General features: G+C 57.2%; 14 protein-coding genes and 2 pseudogenes. 14 read left to right on the forward strand and 2 right to left on the reverse strand.

The features are described from left to right. Both NKJ94_RS35205 and NKJ94_RS35210 read left to right on the forward strand, forming a co-directional pair. Positions 1-377: pseudogene (locus tag NKJ94_RS35205) on the forward strand (hypothetical protein); the annotation flags it as partial. A 228-nt stretch (positions 378-605) separates the two neighbouring features. Continuing rightward, on the forward strand, positions 606-1,079 hold the full coding sequence (locus NKJ94_RS35210) for a hypothetical protein (protein ID WP_352532152.1): 474 nt from the start codon (positions 606-608) through the stop codon (positions 1,077-1,079). Positions 1,080-1,108: 29 nt separating this feature from the next. On the opposite strand, the pseudogene NKJ94_RS35215 reads toward NKJ94_RS35210, so the two are convergent. Together NKJ94_RS35215 and NKJ94_RS37720 are read right to left on the reverse strand one after the other, a co-directional pair. Next, positions 1,109-1,307, reverse strand: a pseudogene (locus NKJ94_RS35215) (hypothetical protein); the annotation flags it as partial. Positions 1,308-1,799: 492 nt separating this feature from the next. Then, the gene (locus NKJ94_RS37720) at positions 1,800-2,390 is read right to left on the reverse strand and encodes a hypothetical protein (RefSeq protein ID WP_502904247.1); all 591 of its coding nucleotides are present in this window, start codon (positions 2,388-2,390) and stop codon (positions 1,800-1,802) included. 196 nt (positions 2,391-2,586) lie between these two features. On the opposite strand from NKJ94_RS37720, the gene NKJ94_RS35225 reads away from it, so the two are divergent. The 12 genes from NKJ94_RS35225 (at position 2,587) to NKJ94_RS35280 (ending at position 16,533) form a co-directional block, all read left to right on the forward strand. Then, positions 2,587-3,066: a hypothetical protein gene (locus NKJ94_RS35225; protein ID WP_352532128.1), complete on the forward strand. Its 480-nt coding sequence runs from the start codon at positions 2,587-2,589 to the stop codon at positions 3,064-3,066. 579 nt (positions 3,067-3,645) lie between these two features. Then, positions 3,646-4,455: a tyrosine-protein phosphatase gene (locus NKJ94_RS35230; protein WP_352532130.1), complete on the forward strand. Its 810-nt coding sequence runs from the start codon at positions 3,646-3,648 to the stop codon at positions 4,453-4,455. Beyond that, complete coding sequence (locus NKJ94_RS35235; RefSeq protein ID WP_352532132.1) at positions 4,455-5,243, forward strand: polysaccharide biosynthesis/export family protein; 789 nt, start codon at positions 4,455-4,457, stop codon at positions 5,241-5,243. The genes NKJ94_RS35230 and NKJ94_RS35235 overlap by 1 nt, the downstream gene beginning before the upstream one ends. A gap of 45 nt (positions 5,244-5,288) precedes the next feature. Beyond that, on the forward strand, positions 5,289-7,673 hold the full coding sequence (locus NKJ94_RS35240) for a GumC family protein (RefSeq protein WP_352532134.1): 2,385 nt from the start codon (positions 5,289-5,291) through the stop codon (positions 7,671-7,673). A gap of 55 nt (positions 7,674-7,728) precedes the next feature. After that, positions 7,729-8,820 carry a tetratricopeptide repeat protein gene (locus tag NKJ94_RS35245; RefSeq protein ID WP_352532136.1) on the forward strand — a complete coding sequence of 364 codons (1,092 nt, stop codon included), beginning with the start codon at positions 7,729-7,731 and terminating at the stop codon, positions 8,818-8,820. After that, the gene (locus tag NKJ94_RS35250; protein ID WP_352532138.1) at positions 8,817-10,133 is read left to right on the forward strand and encodes an O-antigen ligase family protein; all 1,317 of its coding nucleotides are present in this window, start codon (positions 8,817-8,819) and stop codon (positions 10,131-10,133) included. The genes NKJ94_RS35245 and NKJ94_RS35250 overlap by 4 nt, the downstream gene beginning before the upstream one ends. A 268-nt stretch (positions 10,134-10,401) precedes the next feature. After that, on the forward strand, positions 10,402-11,472 hold the full coding sequence (gene rfbB, locus NKJ94_RS35255) for a dTDP-glucose 4,6-dehydratase (RefSeq protein WP_352532140.1): 1,071 nt from the start codon (positions 10,402-10,404) through the stop codon (positions 11,470-11,472). A 572-nt stretch (positions 11,473-12,044) separates the two neighbouring features. Then, entirely contained in the window at positions 12,045-12,950 is a 906-nt protein-coding gene (gene cysD / locus NKJ94_RS35260; RefSeq protein WP_352532142.1) for a sulfate adenylyltransferase subunit CysD, read from the forward strand. 2 nt (positions 12,951-12,952) lie between these two features. Then, entirely contained in the window at positions 12,953-14,890 is a 1,938-nt protein-coding gene (gene cysN / locus NKJ94_RS35265; RefSeq protein WP_352532144.1) for a sulfate adenylyltransferase subunit CysN, read from the forward strand. A gap of 10 nt (positions 14,891-14,900) precedes the next feature. After that, a complete protein-coding gene (cysQ, locus tag NKJ94_RS35270) occupies positions 14,901-15,689 on the forward strand; it encodes a 3'(2'),5'-bisphosphate nucleotidase CysQ (RefSeq protein WP_352532150.1) in 789 nt (262 codons plus the stop codon). Positions 15,690-16,022: 333 nt separating this feature from the next. Then, a complete protein-coding gene (locus NKJ94_RS35275) occupies positions 16,023-16,268 on the forward strand; it encodes a type II toxin-antitoxin system VapB family antitoxin (RefSeq protein ID WP_352532146.1) in 246 nt (81 codons plus the stop codon). A gap of 64 nt (positions 16,269-16,332) precedes the next feature. Next, positions 16,333-16,533 carry a PIN domain-containing protein gene (locus tag NKJ94_RS35280; protein ID WP_352532148.1) on the forward strand — a complete coding sequence of 67 codons (201 nt, stop codon included), beginning with the start codon at positions 16,333-16,335 and terminating at the stop codon, positions 16,531-16,533. Positions 16,534-16,574: the final 41 nt, after the last annotated feature.

The raw sequence follows: 16,574 nt of genomic DNA on the forward strand, positions 1-16,574 counted from the left end.
CGACCCGCTGGCAGGTCTACGATTGGCGGCGTCGCCTTCGTCAGGGACAACTGGCACTGCCGGAAAGCATGGCGCCGATGTTCGCGCAGTTGATGGTGGACGAAACATCGGCGCCTCAGCGGAGGATGAGGCCATCGAAATCGACGCCGGGGAAGGTGGAGATCGTGATCGACGACATGGTGATCCGAACGGCGGTTGACCTCGAGCAGCTGTCGCAGGTGATCCAAGCGGTTCGGGCCTCGCCGAAACTCTCGACGCCATCATCAACGGCCATCCGCAGAGCCAGATCGAGGAACTCATGCCCTGGCGATTCCGGAAAACGTCAAGCCCAAATCCATAGGCGATCGGCAAGGCGCTTACCCCGAGGTGCTGGATGAGACGAAAACATCGAGAAGGTGCGCCGGCACGACTACAACAGTTGTAAGGGCCAGCGCATAGGCTAGAATCAAAATGAATCGCCCATCTGAAGGCGCCCAGAGGGAGTGAATTTCGAGCCAGACTGGCAATTTTGGGTTAATGGGGCGGCCTGGAGCCTTCCCGCTCGGCATGGCGGACTGGCTCAATCCTGAGAGACTGGCCCATTACAACTGGCTAAGGAGAGGCTTTTGTCGATTAAAAAGGTTATCTTGCTTGCACTGATAGTGTGCGCATTTGGGGTTAGCTTTCTTGCCGTCATTGTTGAAAGACGAATAAATCCGAACGCGCAATTTCCAAAACCTTCCGCGGCCGTTGAGCCATTTAGCGGCAAACTTGTTATTCGGTCGGTCAGCGACTTCCGTATTGACGGCCGCAAGATTGTGTTGTGCGGCGTGACATTTTCCAAACCTCAGGCCATTCGGGCAATGGTAGAAGAGTCAGCGCGGCAAGCTTATCAAGGGCTCGCCCTCAACTGCAGACCTGTAGGCATGGGCACGCCCTGTGACGGCAATCTCGCGCCAAAATTTGGCGACGCGGTAGTTGTTCAGTGCCTCACCTCAGATGGTGCTGATTTGGCAGCGAAGCTCGTTGAGGACGGCATCCTCTGCGGCCAACCCGCCCAGGCGGGCTCGACGTACAAACCCTGCTCGCCGGGCTCGTAGCGTCGGACAAGATGTTTAGTCCGGGCATCTGGTGGAGCGGCGACCATGGTCCGTGCCTTCCAATTTGCAAAGACCTTCTGGTTGATCCCACAGCGCTCGGCCAGCGCTCTCAAGCTCTCTTGACTGTCTGTATCACTCGAAGATCGCCTCGGCCGTCGTCGCGCTCCCATGAAGAATCTCGCCCTTAGCGCATCCTTCAATTCGGAAGAGAAGATAGGGATGTCTCATCGCAAGCGTGAAGCTTACCCCATCTGCCGCGACATGAGATGATGGGCGAGAGATGGAGTCGAAGAGCTTGCGGTGTCAATTTCTATGTCTGCGCCTATACCTAAAGTTTCCCTGTCCTTGAGGCGGTTGCGAACCAGCTAGAAGCAAGCCCGCAGCGTCGCGGCGGCGCTGCTCGGTGGAAGCGAAGTTACGGCTGGTTGAAGAGTCCCTGAAGCCGTGTGCGAACGTGTCGGCGAACGCGCGCGAGGCTGGACTTGGCGAACTCGCAGCTGTTTGGCTGGCGGTGCAATGCGATCACAAGCGGTGCGAGGCCGCAGCGGGATGCGGCTCGGCTTTGTCGAGGTCACGTCGACAGCGTCTGCGGTGGCGGAGATTGAGCTGGGTGACTGGTCATTCGCGCCGGTACCGATATCAACCAGGACCAGTTGGTGCGGATCATCCGAGCGGTTCGCTAGGCACGATCCCGGCTGGCGTGAAGGTGCTTGTCTCCAGTCATCCCGTCGATCTTAGAAAGGTCCCGACGGCCTCCAGGCACTGGTGCGCGATGCCGGCTCGGATCCGTTCAACGGCGCGCTTATGTCTTCCGCGCCAAAAGACACGGACAGGATCAAGATTGTCTGGCGGGGCGGGTTTGGAGTTTGCCTTTATGCCAAGCGGCTGGACGGCGCAAAGGTCTGCTGGCTGCGGATCGGCCACCACCGGGTTCAGCTCAATCATGCTGAGCTCACGGCTCATGGCTTTGGTTGGCGGAATGGACTGGAAACGGGTTCGGATGGAGACCGTCAGGCAGCCGCAATCGGTTGGGTAAAACCATGCGACATGATGAATGGGGGCTGAAAAGGCGGGAAAACTGACCGCGGATACACTCTGACTTTGGCTATGTACGACGCAGCAGGGATGCAGCAGAGCGACCGCCCATGCGGTGAAGCTTTGTTTTGCCCAAGGCAAATTTTGTTTCTTCATCAAGCATGTGCTTGCATGCGGTGGGGAATTGCGTTGTCCTAGTTGGTAACGATCGGCAATCTTCCTGGGCTGTTCGAAGATGATCTCTGGGCCGTTTTGAATCGGGACGAGGTCCGGCAAGCGCTATGTGCCCCCCGCCCAGAGGTGGTACATTCATTTCCACTAATGGTGTGTTCAATCAATCACACAGAAACCAAAAATTATCTCGCATCTGCGAAATGGGTTGGAATCAGCGCAGAAAGCTGTTACGCGCTTGTTCAATAATCTTAGTGGCTGGGCGGGCCTCAGGTAACGTGGGACAGAAGGATTGATGCGGATGAACCTAGTTGTGAAAAGTGCGTTGGCCGGATTTGTTGTGTTGGCCGGCTTTGCCCCGGTATCGTCTTTCGCGCAGGATGCATCGTGCACCTGTGCAACTGCCTATCAAGGCACTAATCCGATTGGGTCAATCGGTCGCGTCAATGGCGACGTAATGATCTCGCAGGTGGCTGGCTACGGCCCGGCACAAGCGGGCGGCGCGCTGGATTTCGGCAGCCGTGTCGTGGTTGGTGCCAAAGGCTCGGCTGCGGTTCAGGTCGGTGGCTGCAATCTGAGCGTGCCGGCCAATTCTACCCTTGACATCTCCCGTGTCGAGAACAAGATTTGCCTTAATGTGCTGGGTTCTGAGCGGACCGCCCAAACGCAGAATTCCAACAACAACCAGAGCAGAGTCCCGCTCTTGATCTTCGGCGGCATGGCTCTTGGGGCCGGTGTTCTGGCCGCGACGGCGGACAAGCACCACGGCGTCAGTGACTAAGTTGGCTGGCCAGCGGGGCGGCGCCAGCAGAGGCGCGGGCGCTTCTGCTGTATGTCTCTTAGTGGCGGCAGAGTTGCCTTAGCCTATATGCTGGTGTCGGAGCCGGTGTATTGGCTGGATCGCTCAAGCCCAAGGCGACGTCCGGGTGTCTGAGACTGCCCGGGGTGAGGGTCGGAGTGCCAATCTATCCCGGCGCTCGCGTTGTGACCGAATCGCACTCTTCCGCTTCGCTGCGTGTTGGTGCGAGTTGTAGATCCGACGTTCCGCAAGAGCGACGATCAAAGTTAATCCTGCGGAGGGCGGCATGTGTGTAGCGCTCGATACATCAGCTGTGGTATTGCCGCTGGCAGCGTGGGACATGGCCTTATGCCAATTCTGTCGGGCGGCGCTGTAATCGGCCGTGCGGCGCTGATCATCGGCCTGCATGATGACGACAACTCTGTCCGCCAGTAGCCGGGACCTGGCATACATCGTATCGCATGAGCTTGACAAATGCGTCATTCGCTGTCCTGCGGGTGACGCATTTATGTTTTTTTGGGATGATGTCGCTACGTTGCTTCGTTGCAGTCACAAACGCCAATGATCGATCTGCATTCTCATATATTGCCCGGCCTTGACGACGGCTCACCCAGTCTTGCCGAATCGCTGGAAATGGCTCGACTGGCAGTGGCCGACGGGACGACCCACATGGCGTGCACGCCGCACGTGACGCCTGGCGTATACGAAAACGGAACGTCGAACATCGTCCAAGCAGTTCAAGATTTGCACCAGGCCCTGCGCCGCGCCGCCATACCGCTTGCTCTTTATGTCGGTGCCGATGTTCACATAGCACCGGATCTTCCGGACCAATTGGCGGCCGGCAGTGTGCCGACTTTAAACAGATCCCGCTATTTTCTGTTCGAACCGCCGCATCATGTCTTACCGCCACGAATGGAGGATCTTGCCCTACGCCTCATAAACGCCGGTTTCATCCCAATCCTTACTCATCCCGAGCGTTTGACCTGGATCAAAACGAATTACGACGTTATCGAGCGGTTGAATGCAGTCGGCTGCCTCATCCAGCTTACTGCAGACTCGATTGTTGGTGCTTTTGGACGCACGGCGCTTTATTATTCGGAAAAGCTGATTGACGAGGGCAGGGTGGATATCATCGCATCGGACACACATAGCGCTACACGCCGGCGTCCTGGCCTTTCACAGGCGGTTGCTGCTGCCGCCAAGCGATGTGGGGAAGAGGAGGCCCGCAACATGGTGCTGAAACGTCCAGGCGAAATATTGGCGAACCGGTCTATCGAGCCAGTCGGAAAAGCGCGTCCGAAAGGACCAGACGCCGGCAATGGCGGCCGTTTTGGAGGATTTGGCCGCTTGTTTAAAGGCGGGACAGCGTGATGGGTATGTTTCGTTTCGCACGAAGCCATATGGGAACGGTGTCTGGTGTCCTCACCTCACTGGCGATCTCAGCGTGCACGAGCGCTTCGTCGACTACGCCGTCTTCGTCGAATTCGGTCGATGCGCTGCAATTGACGGCGTCGTCGGCGCCAATTGCGGGCGGTGGTGCTCTGCGAGTGGTGAAGGATCTGCCGGCGCCGCAAAACACTCAAAACGGCAGCGAGCAGCCTTTGTCTCCGAACGATGTGCTCGAGGTAAATGTGTTTCAGGTCGACAATTTGAACAGAACGGTTCAAGTTGATTCTAATGGTCAAATTTCGCTTCCGCTCATCGGCACCGTTTCCGCGGCGGGGAAGACCGTCCGTCAATTGGAGCAGGAGATCGAGACTGCCTACGGCGCCAAATACCTGCAGTCCCCCGATGTTTCGATTTTCGTCAAGGAATCGATTGGACAGCGCATAACCGTCGATGGCGAAGTCAATAAGGCCGGTATCTTCCCGGTGTCGAGCAATTCTTCTCTGATTGATGCGATTGCCCTCGCTGGTGGTTTCAACAACGTTGGGGACGCAAAAAAGGTCTTTGTCTATCGCAATTTCGGCCCTAATACCTTGGTCGCAAATTACAATGTGGAGGATATTCGTGCTGGCAAGAGCCGAAATCCCCGAATCTATGGTGGTGACAAGGTCGTCGTGTTCGCTTCAAAGTCGAAAATTGCGATGAATAATCTGAAGGACGCCCTTGGTGTCGCCTCGAGTGCAGCTCGGATTGCAGTGATTCCAGGACTATAAACCCGGCCAGTCAAACGTAGACGAAATCTAGGATGATCTTCCACTATGCTTGATCGTAATAGACAGCATCAAATTGCAGGTCCAGGACATGGACAGGCCTTGTCTGCTGATGTCTATTATGACGGTGCGCAAAACTACAGCCCATACGGCCGAGACAACTCGGAGCTGGACGAGCGTTTCAATCCCCTAAAGCTGTTGTTTTACGTCGTAAAGTATCGATGGCTGATCGTCATGATGGCGGCAACCGGGCTTGTCGCCGGCGTCGTTTTTACGATGATGGAGACGCCAAAATATAATGCAACAACGCAGCTAGAGGTGGTCGTTCCCTCGGCCAAGGTCTTCCAGGACATTGAGGTCGTTTCTGAAAACAGCGACCTGCGGGCCTTTCTGACTGCCCGTGAAAAGTTGAAGAGCCGCGCACTGGCGCAACGGGTGGTGTTCCAATTGGGGCTTAGCGAGAAGCCTGACTTCCTCTTTCCGACGCCAAACTTCTCTCTTAGCAACATTTTCTACCGTGCTTTTGGGGTCTCCAAATCGCCTTCCATTGAAGAGAAAACTCCAGAGCAGCGCGAGGCAATCGCGATCGGACGGGTTCTGAATGACCTCACTGTCAACCTTGTCTCCAGCACCAGCTTGCTGTCGATCACCTTTGTCGATCAAAATCCAAAATATGCAAGCGACGTAGCCAATCAGGTTGCGCAAAGCTTTATTGATCAGCGTCTTGATCAAACCAGTGAGACCTCGGACCTTGCTCGGCAATTCATCCAGGAGCAGGTTTTGCAGGTGAAGCAAAAGCTCCAGAAATCCGAAGAGGAACTGGTGGCTTATGCGAAGGATGCAGGCATCACGGTGACCGGCGATGACAAATCGCTGATTGGATCGAACATCGAGGCATTGAATACTGCTCTGGCGACCGCGATCCAAGATCGCCTCGATGCAGGACGGGTCGTCGATCAGATAGACAAGGGCCGTGGGGCGAGTCTGGGCCCCGTCCTGGAAAGCGAAGGTCTGCAGAAGCTCAGCGAAAAGCTGTCGGATTTGACTAGCCAATACCAGCAGAAGCTGGGCATTCTCAAGCCCGGCTTTCCCGAGATGCAGCAGCTTCAGTCACAGATCAAGGAACTGCAGCGTCTCTATAATAATGGTATCCTCGCCATAACGGATTCTCTGCGCCTGAAATATCAAGAGGCGCAAAACAAAGAAGCCGATCTTAAAGCCAAGCTCGCCGAAATGGAAAAGCAGCAGGTTGTCTTCAACGACAAGAATATCAAATACACTATCCTCAAGCGAGAAGTGGATTCGAACCGGTCGCAATATGATAGCCTGATTGCGAAGCTGAACGAGGTCGGCGTGAGTTCGGAGCTTAAAACTCAAAGCGCCGCAATCGTGGATTTTGCAACGCAACCTAGTGTGCCATCCTCGCCGCGGCTGAGCATCAACCTCGCAATCGCGCTTGCGCTCTTCATGACTTTGTGTGCGGTGGTTGTCTACGTCATAGAGTTGCTGAACAACACCTTTACCAATCCGGAGCAGATCGAAAAGGAACTCCGATTGCCGATGCTCGGCATCTTGCCACTCGTGGACGATCGCGAGCTTTTGGCCAGCATCGCCGATCAAAAATCCGGGCTCTCGGAGGCCTATCGCTCGCTTAGAACATCGTTGCAATTCTCCGGTGCCGAAGGTGCCCCGCGGTCCTTGCTGGTCACGAGTTCGGAACCTTCTGAAGGCAAATCAACCACATCGTTCAAGCTCGGGCAGGATTTTGCGGCACTCGGCGCAAGAGTTCTCATTGTCGATGGTGATCTACGAAAGCCGAACCTTCACCGCATGTTCGGTCTCGACAACACGATCGGGCTAAGCAATCTGCTGACAAACACGGTTCGGAAGGAGGATCTGTCCAGCATATTCAGGGCGACGAAATATCCGAACGTAACCGTTCTGACCTCTGGAACGATCCCGCCAAATCCCGCGGATCTGCTTTCGTCACCGAAAATGGCCCTGATCGTTACCAATCTGGGGAAGCGCTTCGATCTTGTCATAATCGACGCGCCTCCGGTCGTCGGCCTTTCTGATGCGCCCATCCTAAGCCGGCTTGCCGAGGGCACATTGATGGTCGTCTCGACCAATCAGGTGACACGCAAGTCAGCAAAGACAGCACTGAGGCGCCTGCAGGCTGCCGGGGCGAACGTGGTCGGAGCCGCTATGTCGAAGTTCGCGGTGAACAAGTTCGACTATAATTACGCCTACAAATATATGAACTATCAATACTACAACTACGGCACGGACACGAGTACCCCGAAAATTGAGGGCAAAGTCGATGATGGCGCAGGCCAGCCCGCTTATGCAAAATCTCCGGCGTTCAAGCGTTTGGTTCATCGCATCCGTACTAGCGTTGGCGGCTTCCTCGATCGGGCTAAGTCGGTTTCTTGAGACCGAAACCCCTGCCGTCTCTCTTGCGCTGGATCCGTTCAACGTCGACGCTCTGGTGGCTGAAATCACCAGCGACCTGAAAGACACAAGTGATCTTCCTGATCTTGACGGTTTGCTTGCGAAGACCCAAGGTGCGCTTGCCTTTGATTTGGCGGACGCGCGGCTTTATAGCCTGATCGGCGAGATTAAATACCGCCAAGGCGAGAAAGCGGAAGCCTACCAGCTTTTCGATCAGGCCCGAAAACTGTCCAAAACGGAAATCCTCGCGCTGCAGAGGTTAATTGGCCACTCGATTGAGACAGGCGATCTGTCGAAAGCTGTCGGTGAGATCGATGTGTTGCTGCGGCGATGGCCGGACCAATTTCAGGCGATCTCCCAAGGCATCCCGACAATTCTCTCACAGTCGCAGGGATATCAGGCCGTGCTGACGGCAATCAGGGCGGGCGCGCCCTGGAGGCCCAGTTTGTTTGCTGGTCTTGGCAATACCTCAGAAGGGCTAGATGCCGCGAATCGGCTGTTGCTCGATTTAATTGGATCAGCCGCGCCACCGACTAGGAGCGAACTGTCCGGTGTCATTAATGGCTACATTGCTCAAAAGAAATATGAATCGGCATATCGGCTGTTTCTTTTCAGTCTCACGGACGAAGAACGGAAACTGGGAGGGTATGTTTTCAACAGCACATTCGAGCCAGGTACCGGTGGCAAGCCTTTTGACTGGCAGGTCCGTGATCAATCCGGTTTGGAAGTTACATTTGCTGCGTCCGAGGGTGCGGTTGAGGGCGAGACTGGAGCGACGATCCGGTTCTTGAACACGCCGGTCAAGGGAATAGCTCTTCGGCAATACATCGAATTACCTCCTGGTTTATACAAGATTTCGTTGGCTGCATCGGCGAGAAATCTAAAGCTTCCAAAAGAATTGTTCTGGTCAATCAGGTGTGTGGATCCAAGCGGCGAAATAGCGCGGCTCAGCATTCCAGAGGGAACATATAATCGTCAGAATCTGAGCCAGAATTTTACCATTGGATCGTCCGCATGCCGATTGCAGTTGCTCCGGCTGGAGACTGCTACGATTGCTGAGAGCTGGCGATTTCGATATATCGGTACGTTAGTGATGCACAAATTGAGCATTGAGAGGCTTTCATCTTGAGCAGCCGGCCATCGGAGTGGGACAAGTATCTCCTAGGTTCGGTCCTATTTGTATCGCTGCTGATCGGCGGCGGTACTGCAAGCGGCCTCTATACCGATACGCTGATCGAGGTCGCGGCAATCTTGTCAGCGGCGGCCGTCTTTTCGCACAACCCTGGCCAAAGTGGCCCGCATTCTGTTTTGTGGCTGCTCGCTTTTGCTGTCTTGCTGGCTTTCTTGCAAATCGTCCCCCTGCCGGCGGCAGTTTTCAATGATTTGCGGCCAAAACTGCTGCTTGGAGATACCTGGGCCGCAGACACCCAGTTTCGCTTCATCAGCGTTGGGGTCGGTCGCACCGTCGAATGTTTGCTTTATCTTTTGGCCGCAGCGGCCTTTTTTCTTGCCGTATTGCGGCTGCGCGTCGAGCAGGTCAACGCGCTTCTTCCGTTCTTTTTCATGGGTGTTATCTGCAATGGACTAGCCGGAGCGATTCAATATTCCCTTTCCAACGACATTGCCATTGTCGGCCTCCTGCCTTTTACGATTAGCGCGGGTCTTTTTGCCAACGTAAATCATTTTTCGGCGTTGCTTTTTGTGTCTATCCCCTTTGTAGTCTATTACGGTCTGTTCCGCGGACACCTTCTGTCCGGATCCTTCGGCTTGATCGCGCTGTTGCTGCTTCTTTTGGCCGCCGGTTCCCGCGCCGGTGTTCTGATCGGATTGGCGATCACCGTATTGTCCGTGATCTTCCTCTCAGCCCGTTCGAGGGCAAGTGGGTTCAGCGTTCTACTGATTTTCGTGGGGCTTTCGGTCTACACGATAGGTGCCTGGACCAAGGTTGATGCGGACGCAATCGATCCGGCGTTTGGGCGAGGAGAGTTTGCCCGTACTACGATTGATGGCATAAAGGAGAATTGGGCAACAGGCGTTGGATTCGGTAATTTTCAAAAGGCCTATCAGATTTACGAAAAGGAAAGCATGATCTTCGAGAAATTCGTAAATCATGCTCATAATGAATATCTTGAAGTGGCATTCGAAGGTGGTATCCCAGCAATCTTGCTGATGCTGAGTTATTTCGTATTGCTAGCGGCTACATTGGTCAGCGATCGTCGTGATCCATTTCAGAAAGCCGCTTTTCTTTCAGTGTCTTTTCTTCTCATTCATTCACTGGTCGATTATCCGCTGCGAACCGAGGCGCTGGCGATGACCTTCGCCTATATGAACGCGATCATCTTCCACAAAGGATTTGCGGAACGTTTGAGCCGGAAGAATGACGTGATCGAGATCGACCACAATGGCGACAAGCTGTTTGTTCCGATCGGAGCGTCGTCTTAAGTGTCAAAGGCGGGGAAGGGCATTCGTCGGATGCGATGAGTGTCACTGCCTAGCAGGCAGGGATCCATTGCTTTTCCTCACGTTTGCCCGCCAAGGAGCGCTTGGCGGCCTGGCGGCGGGTCAGAGCTCCTGCATGCTGCCCAAAATAGCCTGAGTGCGGCAGTGCGGCTAAGGCTTCAGCTTCCATACGGGACCCTGGGTGCCGATGGTCGCCGCAGAGGTGTTGTCATGGGGGGTGCCCAAGGGTGAGTGCATTAGGAGGGGCGTCATGAACTTTCTGGTGACCGGAGGGGCCGGCTTCATCGGCTCGGCGGTATGCCGGCATTTGTGCGGCAATCCGGATCACCGTGTGACCAATCTCGATAAGCTTACCTATGCCGGGAATCTCGCCTCGCTGCGGGCGATCGAGACCGCCCACAATTACAGGTTCGAGCGGGCCGACATCTGTGACGACCGGACGGTTTTGAAGGTGATGCATCGTGATAGGGTTGACGTCGTCATTCATCTGGCTGCCGAAAGTCACGTGGATCGGTCAATCGACGGGCCTGGTGCGTTCATCGAGACGAACATCGTTGGAACCTACCGCTTGCTCAATTCGGCACTGGAATATTGGCGCAGACTTCCCAGCGAGAAAAAAAGCGGGTTTCGCTTCCACCACGTTTCGACCGATGAGGTGTTCGGTGATCTCCCTTTCGACGGCAGTGTTTTTACTGAACAGGCGCCATACGCGCCATCCTCGCCGTATTCGGCTTCAAAGGCCGCATCCGATCATCTGGTGCGCGCGTGGCATAGAACTTACCGCCTGCCGGTCGTGCTTTCCAACTGCTCCAACAATTACGGTCCATGCCAGTTTCCCGAAAAGCTGATCCCGCTCGTCATTTTGAACGCTCTCGACGAAAAGCCGCTGCCGGTGTACGGCGCCGGCAGTAACGTGCGCGATTGGCTCTTCGTCGAAGACCACGCCCGCGCCTTGGCCATAATCGCTACCCGAGGTGTAGTCGGCGAGAGCTACAACGTCGGTGGCGGCTCGGAACGCAGCAACATGGAGGTGGTCGAGGCAATCTGCAGCATTCTGGACGACAGACGACCGCGTTCCGGGTCTCGGCGGTATCGCGATCTCATCGCATTTGTCGCGGATCGCCCTGGCCACGACCGCCGTTATGCGATTGACGCTTCCAAGATACGGCTCGATCTGGGCTGGGCCCCGCGCGAGACATTCGCTGGCGGCCTCGCCAAAACGGTCGACTGGTATCTCCAGAACGAATGGTGGTGGGGGCCGATCCGCCGCGACCACTATACTGGCGAGCGGCTTGGCGAGGCGCGCATGGGTAATGTGTGAGGCTTGTGTCACCACGCGAGGCCAAGTAGTTAATGGCTCGGTCGAGCGTGTCTATTTGCCCCAGCTTCGAAAGATCACTGTAGTCGGCCGGCCTCAGCTCGATCCGGCGAGGCCGGAATCATCGCTCCCGCGCTCGCGGCCACTCGATCTGCTCGTTTCCGCCGCGGGCTGCACCGCCTCGATCAGGCCAAAGATGAACCGGACCTTGCCTCCGAGGTCAAATGGCGCGCTGGCAGCCAAGGTTTCGATAACGCAAGGCGGTTGGCCAATGGGATACCATCATGACAAATGCAGCGGCCTTTCCACGGCCCAGGCAATATTTTCCTGCCCCTCCCAAGCGCAACTGGTCGCTGGGCAGAAATTTCCCGATTTTGCCGGCGGTATGGAAAATTCATTCCCGAACCATTCAGCCGCAGGCTTGTCTTGCATTGTTCGGGACAGGAACGATCTGCTAGAACGCCTCCACGAGAATAGATTGTCCAGAAGTGCAGCTTGAACCGGGCGGCTGAAGACCGCGCCCGTTGATGATGCAGGCCCTTCTGTGGATGGCACGAAAGAAACGCTCACAGTCCATGAACATCGCACTTACGCACCTTCAGCGGCTTGAGGCTGAATCCATCCATATTTTTCGCGAGGTGGCCGCGGCTTTCGCCAAGCCGGTGATGCTCTATTCGGTCGGCAAGGATTCGTCCGTGCTCATGCATCTGGCAATGAAGGCGTTTTATCCGGCCAAGCCGCCTTTTCCCTTTCTCCATGTCGATACGACCTGGAAATTCCGCGAAATGATCGCCTTTCGCGACCAGATGCAGCAAAAGCTCGGCTTCGATCTCCTGGTCCATGTCAATGAAGACGGCGTGCGCGACAACATCAATCCGTTCGACCACGGCTCCAACACCCACACGCATGTGATGAAAACGGTTGCCCTGCGGCAGGCACTCGACAAATACGAGTTTGACGCAGCCTTCGGCGGCGCCCGTCGCGACGAGGAGAAGTCGCGCGCTAAGGAGCGTATCTTCTCATTCCGCAACGCCCAGCACGTCTGGGATCCAAAGAACCAGCGCCCGGAGATGTGGAAGATTTTCAACACCCGCATCGCTGCCGGTGAATCGATCCGGGTGTTTCCGCTGTCGAACTGGACCGAACTCGACATCTGGCAGTACATTCTCCAGGAAGAAATCCCGATCGTGCCGCTGTATTTGGCTAAGGAGCGGCCGGTCGTCGAGCGCGACGGCATGCTGATCCTGAGGGATGACGAGCGCATGCAGCTGCGGCCCGGCGAGGCGGTGCAGAACCGGATGGTGCGGTTCCGCACGCTCGGGTGCTATCCGCTGACCGGCGCGATCGACTCGGAAGCCGATACTCTGGAGGCGATAGTCGGCGAGATGCTGACTGCGCGCACTTCCGAGCGGCAAGGTCGCCTGATCGACCGTGATGAAGCCGGCTCAATGGAAAAGAAGAAGCGCGAGGGGTATTTCTGAGTATGCGCCACATCATGGCCAAGAGCCTCGCCCCGACCGATGGCGTCCGCGACTATCTGGCGGCGCAGGAACGAAAGTCGCTGCTGCGCTTCCTGACCTGCGGTTCGGTCGACGACGGCAAGTCGACGCTGATCGGGCGCCTGCTTTCGGATACCAAGCAGATTTTCGAGGACCAGCTGGCGGCGCTCGAGCGCGATTCGCGCAAGCACGGCACCACCGGCGACGACGTCGACTTCGCGCTGCTGGTCGACGGCCTCGAGGCCGAGCGCGAGCAAGGCATTACTATCGACGTCGCCTATCGCTTCTTCGCCACGCCGAAGCGCAAGTTCATCGTCGCCGACACGCCCGGCCACGAGCAGTACACGCGCAACATGGCGACGGGTGCATCGACCGCCGATCTCGCCATCGTGCTGATCGATGCCCGCCAGGGCGTACTGCGCCAGACAAGGCGGCATTCTATCATTGCCTCGCTTCTGGGCATTCGCCACATCGTGCTCGCCGTCAACAAGATCGATCTTGTCGGTTTCGACGAGGCGGTTTTTACACGGATCGTCGCGGATTACGGACAGTTCTCACGCGAGCTCGGCTTCCAAACGATCATGCCCATACCGATGTCGGCTCGCTATGGCGACAACGTTACTGGTCGTTCCGATAGGACAGACTGGTATTCCGGCCCGACGCTGATCGAACATCTCGAAACCGTCTCGGTTGACGAGGCCGCGGTCGAATCGCCGTTCCGGTTTCCCGTCCAATATGTGAACCGTCCCAATCTCGATTTTCGCGGTTTCGCCGGCACCATCGCCTCCGGCTCGGTCGCGCCGGGCGACGAGGTGGTCGTCGCCAAATCCGGCAAGTCGTCCAATGTCAGGCGCATCGTCTCGCATGGCGGCGACCTTCAGCAGGCCGTCGCCGGCCAGGCCATCACCCTTGTCCTCGACGACGAGGTCGAGGTCTCGCGCGGCAATATGCTGGTATCGCCGGCGGCGCGACCGCAGGTCGCCGACCAGTTCGCCGCCAACATCGTCTGGTTCGACGAACATGCGCTGCTGCCCGGCCGCTCCTATATCCTGCGCACCGAGACCGACCAGACCAGCGCCACCGTCACCGACCTGAAATACCGGGTCAACGTCAACGATTTTGCCCATGAGGCGGCCAAGTCGCTTGAAATGAACGAAGTCGGCATCTGCAACATTTCGACGCGGTCGCCGATCGCCTTCGATCCGTTTGCCGAGAACCGCACCACCGGCGCCTTCATCCTCATCGACCGCATCACCAATGCCACGGTCGGCGCCGGCATGATCCTGCATTCGCTGCGCCGCGCCGAAAACATCCACTGGCAGTCGCTCGATGTCGGCAAGCGCGCCCGCGCCGATATGAAGAACCAGCGGCCAGCGGTGTTCTGGTTCACCGGGCTTTCCGGCTCGGGCAAGTCGACCATCGCCAATCTGTTTGAAAAAAAGCTCTTCGCCACCGGGCGCCATACCTACATTCTGGATGGCGACAACGTCCGTCACGGCCTCAACCGCGATCTCGGCTTCACCGACGCCGATCGTGTCGAAAACATTCGCCGCGTCGCCGAAGTGGCGCGCCTGATGGCCGACGCCGGGCTGATCGTCATCGTATCGTTCATTTCGCCGTTCAGCGCCGAGCGGCGCATGGCACGCGAACTGATGGCCGACGGCGAATTCGTCGAGGTGTTTGTCGACACACCCTTCGAGGAATGCGCCAGGCGCGATCCGAAGGGCCTTTATGCGCGAGCGTTGAATGGCGAGATCAAGAATTTCACCGGCGTCGATTCACCCTATGAGGTGCCGGAAAAACCCGAAATCCATCTCAAGACACTCGGCAAATCGGCCGAGGAGATGGTAGAGGCCCTGGAACACTGGCTGATCGAGCGTGACATTGCCGAAGACCAATATGATAGCGGCGGCGGTATCTGACGACGAAGCGATGCTCGCCGTCTTCGAGCAGCTTGCCTTGGCGGCGGGCCGCGAGGTCATGCGCGTTTATCGCGCCGGCTGTGCGGTCGACCGAAAGTCGGACAGTTCGCCGGTGACGGAGGCAGACCGCGAAAGCGAAAAGATCATTCTTGCGGGGTTGCGTGCCGCATTTCCCGAGATTCCTTGCGTGGCCGAGGAGGAAGCCTCGGCCGGCATCATGGCGCCGGATCTCGGCGACGCCTTCTTCCTGATCGATCCGCTCGACGGTACCAAGGAATTCGTCAACCGCAGGACCGATTTCACCGTCAACATCGCGCTGGTTCGCCACGGCGTGCCGGAGATCGGCGTCGTTTTCGCACCTTGCACCGGCCGCTTCTTCTCCGGCCGGCCGGGCAAAGCGGAAGCGATCGAGATCAATGACGACTATGAGATTGTCGATCGCCAGCCGATTTCGGCGAGGGCCGGTATGGTGCCACTGACCGTCGTTGCCAGCCGGTCCCACAACACGCCGGAAACCGACGCCTATATCCGCGCGCTGGGCGCTGCCGAGATCGTTTCGGTCGGCTCGTCGCTGAAATTCTGTCTCGTTGCCGGCGCCGAGGCAGACGTGTACCCACGCTTCGGCCGTACTATGGAATGGGACACTGCCGCGGGTGACGCGGTGCTACGCGCGGCCGGCGGCATGACGCGTACGCTGGATGGTGAGCCGCTCGCCTACGGCAAGCGCAACCAGAGCGATGACGAGGATTTCGCCAATCCGCATTTCATCGCCAGCGGCAAGGCTGCTCAATCCCCATAGACCCATGGTTGCGCAACCAAAGGACCGCGTCAGACCTGATCGGCGTTCTTCGGTTGCACGACCTATCGCCTCCGGTAAGCGCAGTTCCAGACCCGTGTGAAAGCGCAGGTGTGACAGGAACTGCTGGCCGCGATCTCAGATACTGCTCGAGGTCTGTAAACAACACGGTTACGTCCTCATCCAGCCTGCGGCAAGCGAGGCGCAGCAGCCGACTCGGTCGGTTGGCGTGGCCGATTCCCTTGGTGACACTTGCGGTCGATGCTTTCGGGCCCCTCACATGGTGTATCCAAATTGCTATATACTGATACACTTGAACGGCTATACGAGCGAGTGATGGCGTTCCACATCAAGAATCGCGAGACCGACGCGTTGGCCCGCCGGGTCGCCGCGCTTAAGAGGACTGGTTTGACAGAGGCCGTCCATGCCGCGCTCAAGCATGAGCTTGAGCGCGAACAGGCTAGACTGTCCCTGGCGGAGATCGGCCTCAGGTTCTGCCGTGATCTGCGAGCCCGGGGCAAGCCTGATCACGGCAGGCCCGCCGACAAGGCGTTTCGCGACAGCCTGTACGAGAATGACTGATGTTCATCGACGCCTCGGTCCTGACGGCGCTGATGACCAAGAGGAGCGCGGACGCCTTGCACGCATGCAGCAGACCAGAAAGCGGCTGACCTCGCCACCTGCGGTATGGGAAGCTGCAATCGCGGTCGCGAGACTCTTGGACTTGGCAATCAGCGAGGCGGCCGAGGCCGTGGAAAGCTATCTCTCATTGATGGAGATTGACAGTGAGCGTGACGAGCACCCCATCTTGCCTGAGGGCTATGCACTGGGGAGATTTGCCGCCTGATTTGCGGCAGCGAGGAGCGCAGGCGCATGGAGTGGGAGGAC

Origin of the sequence: Mesorhizobium sp. M0060 (genome assembly GCF_040323155.1) — a bacterium.
GTDB lineage: Bacteria > Pseudomonadota > Alphaproteobacteria > Rhizobiales > Rhizobiaceae > Mesorhizobium.

Excerpts from the sequence above, each read along its gene's own strand:
- NKJ94_RS35280 (WP_352532148.1), top strand. The coding sequence starts at position 16,333 with ATGCAGCAGACCAGAAAGCGGCTGACCTCGCCACCTGCGGTATGGGAA.
- NKJ94_RS35240 (WP_352532134.1), top strand. The coding sequence starts at position 5,289 with ATGCTTGATCGTAATAGACAGCATCAAATTGCAGGTCCAGGACATGGA.
- NKJ94_RS35225 (WP_352532128.1), top strand. The coding sequence starts at position 2,587 with ATGAACCTAGTTGTGAAAAGTGCGTTGGCCGGATTTGTTGTGTTGGCC.
- NKJ94_RS35235 (WP_352532132.1), top strand. The coding sequence starts at position 4,455 with ATGGGTATGTTTCGTTTCGCACGAAGCCATATGGGAACGGTGTCTGGT.
- rfbB (WP_352532140.1), top strand. The coding sequence starts at position 10,402 with ATGAACTTTCTGGTGACCGGAGGGGCCGGCTTCATCGGCTCGGCGGTA.
- cysN (WP_352532144.1), top strand. The coding sequence starts at position 12,953 with ATGCGCCACATCATGGCCAAGAGCCTCGCCCCGACCGATGGCGTCCGC.
- cysQ (WP_352532150.1), top strand. The coding sequence starts at position 14,901 with ATGCTCGCCGTCTTCGAGCAGCTTGCCTTGGCGGCGGGCCGCGAGGTC.
- cysD (WP_352532142.1), top strand. The coding sequence starts at position 12,045 with ATGAACATCGCACTTACGCACCTTCAGCGGCTTGAGGCTGAATCCATC.
- NKJ94_RS35275 (WP_352532146.1), top strand. The coding sequence starts at position 16,023 with ATGGCGTTCCACATCAAGAATCGCGAGACCGACGCGTTGGCCCGCCGG.
- NKJ94_RS35230 (WP_352532130.1), top strand. The coding sequence starts at position 3,646 with ATGATCGATCTGCATTCTCATATATTGCCCGGCCTTGACGACGGCTCA.